General features: G+C 62.2%; 6 protein-coding genes. 1 reads left to right on the top strand and 5 read right to left on the bottom strand.

The window, feature by feature from the left end:
* Positions 1 to 68 precede the first annotated feature (68 nt).
* A complete protein-coding gene (locus ENZ75_RS16380) occupies positions 69 to 1,250 on the bottom strand; it encodes a lytic murein transglycosylase (protein WP_013530937.1) in 1,182 nt (393 codons plus the stop codon).
* A gap of 257 nt (positions 1,251 to 1,507) precedes the next feature.
* On the bottom strand, positions 1,508 to 2,308 hold the full coding sequence (locus ENZ75_RS16375) for a GH25 family lysozyme (RefSeq protein ID WP_013530938.1): 801 nt from the start codon (positions 2,306 to 2,308) through the stop codon (positions 1,508 to 1,510).
* Positions 2,309 to 2,537: 229 nt separating this feature from the next.
* On the opposite strand from ENZ75_RS16375, the gene ENZ75_RS16370 reads away from it, so the two are divergent.
* Positions 2,538 to 3,917 (top strand): serine hydrolase, encoded by a 1,380-nt coding sequence (locus tag ENZ75_RS16370; RefSeq protein ID WP_128278182.1) that lies wholly within the window; start codon positions 2,538 to 2,540, stop codon positions 3,915 to 3,917.
* 52 nt (positions 3,918 to 3,969) lie between these two features.
* On the opposite strand, the gene ENZ75_RS16365 is transcribed toward ENZ75_RS16370, so the two are convergent.
* The 3 genes from ENZ75_RS16365 to ENZ75_RS34610 all read right to left on the bottom strand — a co-directional run.
* The gene (locus ENZ75_RS16365) at positions 3,970 to 4,653 is read right to left on the bottom strand and encodes a class I SAM-dependent methyltransferase (protein ID WP_063168487.1); all 684 of its coding nucleotides are present in this window, start codon (positions 4,651 to 4,653) and stop codon (positions 3,970 to 3,972) included.
* Entirely contained in the window at positions 4,650 to 5,948 is a 1,299-nt protein-coding gene (locus ENZ75_RS16360) for a DUF3419 family protein (RefSeq protein WP_063168486.1), read from the bottom strand. The genes ENZ75_RS16365 and ENZ75_RS16360 overlap by 4 nt, the downstream gene beginning before the upstream one ends.
* A 467-nt stretch (positions 5,949 to 6,415) precedes the next feature.
* Positions 6,416 to 6,606 (bottom strand): hypothetical protein (locus tag ENZ75_RS34610; RefSeq protein WP_206617045.1); only part of this gene is annotated, 191 nt, incomplete at its 5' end.

The raw sequence follows: 6,606 nt of genomic DNA, 5'->3' as shown, positions 1-6,606 counted from the left end.
GGGGAATAGGGGAATAGGGGTGGCGGCAGTCACTGCTTCGGGCTAATTTGCCCTACTGCCCTATTGCCCTATAATTTTCCCAACAGCTCCGGCGTCGGCCAGCCATCCACCGGCAAACCTAGCCGCGTCTGCTCCTTGCGGATCGCCTCGCGGGTGTTGGTACCCAAAATGCCGTCGACGGTGCCGACATCGTAGCCCTTGGCTTCCAGCTTGGTCTGCAACGCCTTCATCTGCTCATTGTTGAGACCGGTCTCGGGATTGCGCGGGTCCAGCGGCGGCGCGCCTGCCAGCCGTGCGGCAAGGTTGGCTGCCGTCAGCGCATAGGTGAAGGACTGATTCCATTCGAGATAAACGTCGAAATTGTCGTAGGTGAGGAAGGCTGGCCCCTTGCGGCCCATCGGCAGCGCGAGGCCTGCTTTCAGGCCGTTATCGACCAGCGGCGCGCCGCTGGGGTAGGTGACGCCCCATTGCGCCCACTGCGACAGCGGCAGCTTGTTGGTGCGACCGGTCTGATCCCACGGCATGTCTTCGGGCACGCGGACTTCCTGGATCCAGGGCTGGTCGCGTTTCCAGCCGCGCGACAGCACCTTGTTGGCAGTGGTCATGATCACATCAGGCACGCTGCCGCGCAGGTCGATCTTGCCGTCGCCGTCGCCGTCGACGCCGCGTGCCAGATAGTCGGAGGGCAGGATCTGCGTCTGGCCGATCTCGCCGGCCCAGGCGCCCCTGACATCGGCCGGCAGCACGCCGCGATCGATCAGTTCCAGAAGCGGCACCAGCTGTTGCCGGAAGAGCTGCGGCCGGCGGCAATCATGGGAAAGCGTCACCAGGGCGCTCAGCGTGTGGAAGTCGCCCTGCACGGCGCCGAAATCGGTCTCCAGCGCCCAGAAGGCGGCGATGATCGGCGCCTGGACGCCGAACTGCTGGTCGGCGCGGGCGAAGACATCCGCGTATTTCTTCATGTTCGCCGCACCTTGCTTCAGGCGATAGGCCGAGATCATCCGGTTGGAAAACTCGACAAAGGTTTGGGTGAAGACGCCCTGGGCGCGGTCGCGCGCCAACACCTTGTCATCTAAGGTTGCCGCTTCAAGGGCGTCGAGACCCACTGCACCTACGCCGGCCGCCTTGGCTTCCGCGGCGACGCCCTGCTTCCAGGATTCGAAGTCGCCGCCGCATTCCTGCGCCATCGCCGGCAAGGCCGTGGCGCACAGGGTCAGCGCAGCCGCGAGGACTTTGGAACGCAGTCGCATCAGCTTCCTTTCGAAACGAACAGGGGGTCATTTGTTGTGCTCCCCCCCGGGAAGCCCAACGCCCTGAATTACCGGCGGTTGCACTCTTTCCCGCTGGCTGTGTCGAAAAGCAGGCGGCAGGCCCGGTGTCAACGGTGTTCTGCGGCAGCTTCTCTGCTGGAGTGATTTGATGCAGGGCAGTGCTGCCGTTGCACCGGTTCAACGGAAGCTCTGCTGGAGTGATTTGATCCAGGGCGGTGCTGCCGTTGAACCTGACGTCAACGGGTGTTCTGCCGCAGCCATTTGTTCCAGGCGGCTTCGCTGCCGTTGAAGACGTTGATGTCGGACTTGCCGGTCATGCCGGGAACGATGCCGGTTCCGGTGTACTGCCAGAAGGTGAAGGGGTGGCTGCCGTATTTCTCACGCGGATGGCCGGCGACGGAACGCAGCCAGTAGGGATAGCCGCGGAACCCTGACAGCCCGTTGTCGTCGAAGAAGTCGACGGAAGTGTAGATGATCGGCTTCTTGCCGTAATGGCGTTCGACGATTTCGAGGAAGGTGGTCATCTCCGCGCGCACCGTGGCGGCGTCGGGACGCAGCCTGCAGGTCGGCGATTGCGGGTTCCATTCCATATCGAGGACCGGCGGCATCGCCGAGCGATCGACGGGGACGTTGCGGATGAACCAGCGCGCCTGAACGGCAGCCGGGGTGCAGAAATAATAGAAATGATAGGCGGCTCGCGGAATCCCGTTGGCCTTCGTGCGCGCCCAATGCTCGCTGAAATACTCGTCGAAACGGTCGCCGCCCTCGGTCGCCTTGATGAAGGCGAAGGAGATGCCGCTGGCCCTGGCAGCCGGCCAGTCGACCGAGGTCTGGTATTTGGAAACATCGGTGCCGTGGACGGCATAGTTCCACGGCGCGCCGCTCTCCCATTCATGCGGCTTGGAGTCGGCAAAGCGCGGCGCGCGCACGGCAACCGTCGGGCTGCTCGAAGCGGATGGCGACAGCGGCGAGAGATCGTCGACGGTCGAGCAAGCACCAAGCAGCGCTAGCATGATCAGGCCCGCAAGACGGCGCATCGCAATTCCCGAGCCGGATTCAGCCGGTCGCTGATGGGTCTCTACACTGATGGCCTGCTTTGTGATCGGGCCCCCTCCGAACGATCGCCCCACAGCATCGCTCAGCATATCCTGTGATCGCCGATCATGGTTGATAATCCGTTGATGGCGCTCGACAAGCATTGTGATTTGCGGAAGCAATGGCGGCAAATCGATGACATAAGGGTCGCGCAGGGCCCGGAGGAAATAAATGCGGATCGTGGTCAAGATCGTCAAATGGCTGCTTGGCCTGATCGTCCTGGCGGTCGCAGCACTTTTTGCCTGGCTTTATATCGCGCCACCGGAGTTGATCAGGGTCGGCTCGGGCTACTCGGCCAAGATCGTCTGTTCGAACGTTTTTATCGCCGGCCGCGATCCCAATGAGGTGCTGGCCGTCGACGTGCAGGCACCCGGGCATCCCCTGCTGCGGTTAATGCGGGTTTCGGTGGACAAGAACAGGGGAACGGTGTCTGCCGGCCTGTTCGGTTTCCTCGGCAAGAGCGTCGCCGTAGCCCGCGACGGGCTTGGCTGCGCTTCGGTTCCGGACGGCGACGTAGGAAAGGTGCGGCGGACCGCGATCCAAGCGGAGCCGTCCGCAGTCACCATGGGCGACCTGTGGCCGGAAGGCGAACGGGTCGAGGCATCACAGGATCCGGTTGTTGCCAAGCTGCTGGATGATGCGGCGCTGATCGGCACCGGCATGCGCGCGGTGGTGGTGGTCAAGAATGGCCGTGTCGTCGCCGAGCGCTACGGCGATGGCTTTTCCGCCAGGACGCCGCTGCTCGGCTGGTCGATGACCAAAACAGTGAATGCCGCCATCGTCGGTACGTTGGTCAAGGACGGCAAGATGGCTTTCGACAACAAAAACCTGTTCGCGCCGTGGAAGGCGGACGGCCGCGCCGCGATCAGCCTTGCCGACATGATGGCGATGTCGAGCGGGCTGGAGTTCAACGAGGATTATGGCGACGTCGCCGACGTCACGCGCATGCTCTATCTCGAACCTGACATGGCGGGCTTTGCCGAATCCAAGCCGCTGGCTGCAGAGGTCGGCAAACAGTTTTCCTATTCGAGCGGCACGGCGGTGATGCTGTCGCGCCTCTGGCAGGACCCGTTCGGCGACACTCCCCAATCTCTAACGTGGCCGCGCTCGGCGCTATTCGAGCCGCTCGGCATGCACAGCGCGGTGCTTGAAACGGACGAGCAGGGCACCTTCGTCGGCTCGTCCTATCTCTACGCGACCGCGCATGACTGGGCGCGCTTCGGCCAGTTCCTGCTGCAAGGCGGGGTGTGGAACGGCAACCAGATCCTGCCGGCCGGTTTCGTCGACTGGATGCGCGAGCCGGCATCCGCCTCGAAGGTCTACGGCAAGGGCCAATTGTGGATCGAGGCCCCGGGCGATGAGGAAAACCCCGGCGCCGGCGTCGCGGCAGGCCTGCCCAAGGACACGTACTGGATGGAAGGCCATGACGGGCAGACGGTTGCCATCATTCCCTCGGAGCAGTTGGTGGTGGTGCGGCTGGGGCTGACGCCTGCCAAGCTTGGCTATCGGCCGCAGACGATGGTGGGGGCGCTGATGAAGGCGCTGCATTAAGGTGCATTGACATTCAGGTGAGGTCGGCCTGCAAATGGCGGTTTCACCTTGGCTAGCCGCGCGGCCCGATAACCGCCAGCCAGGCATAGCCGCGATAAAGCGTGCCGAAACGGAAGCTTGCGCCGGTTCGCCGAGATTCCGATTCCAGCACTTCGCGCAACGATTCACGCGGCGCGACGTGGAATTTTTTCAGCCAGCCGCGCAGCAGCGCACGGAACCAGCCGGGCAGCCCTTCCTGCTGGCCGAAATCGACGATGTGCAGCGAACCGTTCGGCGACAGGGCGGCAAGTGCCGCCGATACTGTTTTTTCCCAGCCGGGGATCATCGACAGCGAATAGGACACGAAGACACGGTCGAAGCGTTCGACATCGAAGAGTGCCCGGGCATCGAAATCGGTGGCATCGCCCCTAGCCAATATGACGCGACCGGACAGGCCCTCGCGGTCGATCGCCTTTCCGGCCGTCTCCAGCATTTCGGCCGAAATATCGAGGCCGAAAAAGCGCGCGTCGGGATAGTGACGGGCGGCGAGGATGACGTTGCGGCCGGTGCCGCAGCCGAGTTCCAGCACGGTGCCACCGGCAGGCACGTCGAGCCCCGAGATCATTGGGTCGCGGCCGAGCAGGTAGTATTTGCGGGTCAGGTCGTAGATGTGGCGCTGCCAGCGGTAGACGCCGTCCATCAGTTCGGCATGATTGGCCTTGAATTCGGGGCTGGCCGGCAGCTCGCTGCTGCTCATGCCGCGCGCTTTACGTAGAGATGGAAGCCGCCATAGATGGCCGAGCGGTCGCGGGCCGAAAATTCCCGCGAAGCCTGGTCCTGATAGTCCCATTGGTCGAGCAGCGAACTGGAGACGCGACCCGGCAGCAGGCTGGGCTCGGCGGCGGTGCGGAAGATGACGCGGGCGCCGGCCGAAGCCGTGCGGGTGATTTCCGCCCACAGCGCGTTGAGCTGATCGTCGGTCATCCAGTCCTGTGCGTCGAGCAGGACGAAGCGGTCGACCGCGCCTGCATCCTTGCCGGCGAGAAACTCGATCAGATTGGCATGGTGGATGGCGACGCGGCCGACATTGCCGCGGATGGTCTCGTAATTCTGCTTTTCGAGATAGGCGGGCAGGGCGGCCTCGCCGGGGTTCGGATAGCGGCGGGCAAAGGCCTGCCAGGCGAAGTAGTTATTCTCCAGCGGAAAATCGCAAGCGAGTTTTTCCAGCCGGGCTTTCAGCACGCTGGCCATGGTGCCGTCGCCAGAAGTGATCAGCGAATCGTACTGCGCCGGTGGAATGCCGAGGCCGAACAGCGAAGCCTTGCGCGACGTCGCCCATCTCAAAAGCTTGTTGTCGAAGACCGGCGCCAACTCCTCGTTGAAGAAGCGGCGCTGCTCGCCGATGTTCCTGGCCTGCATGATGCCGGCTGGGTCGACGCCGAAGAATTTTCCCGTGCGATGGCCCATGGCGATGAACAAGCCGAGCAGGCCGGTCTGGTAGAAATTGCGGTCGAACACAGTGATGCGACGGCGCCCGCGCCAGTTGCGGCGCTCCCAGTAGTGACGGCTGACAGGATCGAGATGCGGCGCGATGAAACGGTCATACGCTTTCGAATTGTGGCTGGTGTCGGCGGCGCCGAAGAAGCGGAACAGATCGCCCTGCGATGGCAAATGGCGCACCGCCTCCAGCTTCATGCGGTTCAGCGCGATGTGCGCGGTGTTGAGGTCGACGGCGTCGACCCGGGCCGGCGAGCGCGTGAGGTAGGCCAGGATGTTGCAGCCGCCGGAGGCGATGGTGACGACGCGGTGGCCCTGGCCAAGCTGCATCGCCTCCATGTCGACATCGGGGTCTTCCCAGATCTGCGGATAGACGAGGCCGGAGAACAGGAAGGCGAACAGCCGCTCCGAAATGCCGGCCTTCGACAGCGGGCGGTTCTGATAGACGGCCTTTCCAACTTCCTTGCCGCGGCGAAAAACCAGATCTGCGGAAACGTCCGTCATGGCAAGATGATTCCCCATTTGCTTTGCCGCAAGCGGGTAGCGCAGGCTCATGACAGGCCGGTGACAGCCGGTTGACGCCGGTCGATCCTTGCTGATCTCGATAATGTCTTCGAAAGTGCGGCGGTGCGCGTCTCGACATGGACCGCGCGCTTTTTCATCGAATCTGATTGCAAATAGTCATACGTCGGCCGGCTTCGGCAAGCAGGCCAACAGGACCAGTGCGCTCGATGAAGGGGTAGAGTTGCGAAGCCCGGTTGGAAGTTGTGTCGCCACAACGCTATATTCCGTGAACTGAATGTACGACAGCAGCAAGCTATACTCGACAGTCAGGAAGCCGCGCATGCTTGTCTTTTGGCGAGTCGGCATCCAGGCTGCGACATTGTCGTGGCAGAAATATTCCGGGGGTCGCCATTTCCCGATTTCACCCCCGCCAGCGGGACGATGCCGCCGGAGGGCCGATATACGAAGAGGTCTGTCGCCAGATCGGCAATCTTTTTATCTGAAGATGGTTCGTCCTTCTAGCCCTCTTTTTTGCGAAAAACTTCGTTTATCCCACGGTTTGATTTGATTGCATCCATTAATTTTGGAATCTGGTCCCAATATTCGCTGTAAGAAAAGCAATCTATTAGTTTACTGAACGCATACCACGTGTTTATTTTTTCCGGATCGTCTTTATTTTTGTTTTGGAAAATTGATTGTGCTTCTATGG

Origin of the sequence: Mesorhizobium sp. M7A.F.Ca.CA.002.04.1.1 (assembly GCF_004022805.1) — a bacterium.
Taxonomy (GTDB): domain Bacteria; phylum Pseudomonadota; class Alphaproteobacteria; order Rhizobiales; family Rhizobiaceae; genus Mesorhizobium; species Mesorhizobium ciceri.
Note: the sequence above shows the minus strand (reverse complement) of the source record. Positions and strands in the feature narration are given on the sequence as shown.

Excerpts from the sequence above, each read along its gene's own strand:
- ENZ75_RS16380 (WP_013530937.1), bottom strand. The coding sequence starts at position 1,250 with ATGCGACTGCGTTCCAAAGTCCTCGCGGCTGCGCTGACCCTGTGCGCC.
- ENZ75_RS16375 (WP_013530938.1), bottom strand. The coding sequence starts at position 2,308 with ATGCGCCGTCTTGCGGGCCTGATCATGCTAGCGCTGCTTGGTGCTTGC.
- ENZ75_RS16370 (WP_128278182.1), top strand. The coding sequence starts at position 2,538 with ATGCGGATCGTGGTCAAGATCGTCAAATGGCTGCTTGGCCTGATCGTC.
- ENZ75_RS16365 (WP_063168487.1), bottom strand. The coding sequence starts at position 4,653 with ATGAGCAGCAGCGAGCTGCCGGCCAGCCCCGAATTCAAGGCCAATCAT.
- ENZ75_RS16360 (WP_063168486.1), bottom strand. The coding sequence starts at position 5,948 with ATGAGCCTGCGCTACCCGCTTGCGGCAAAGCAAATGGGGAATCATCTT.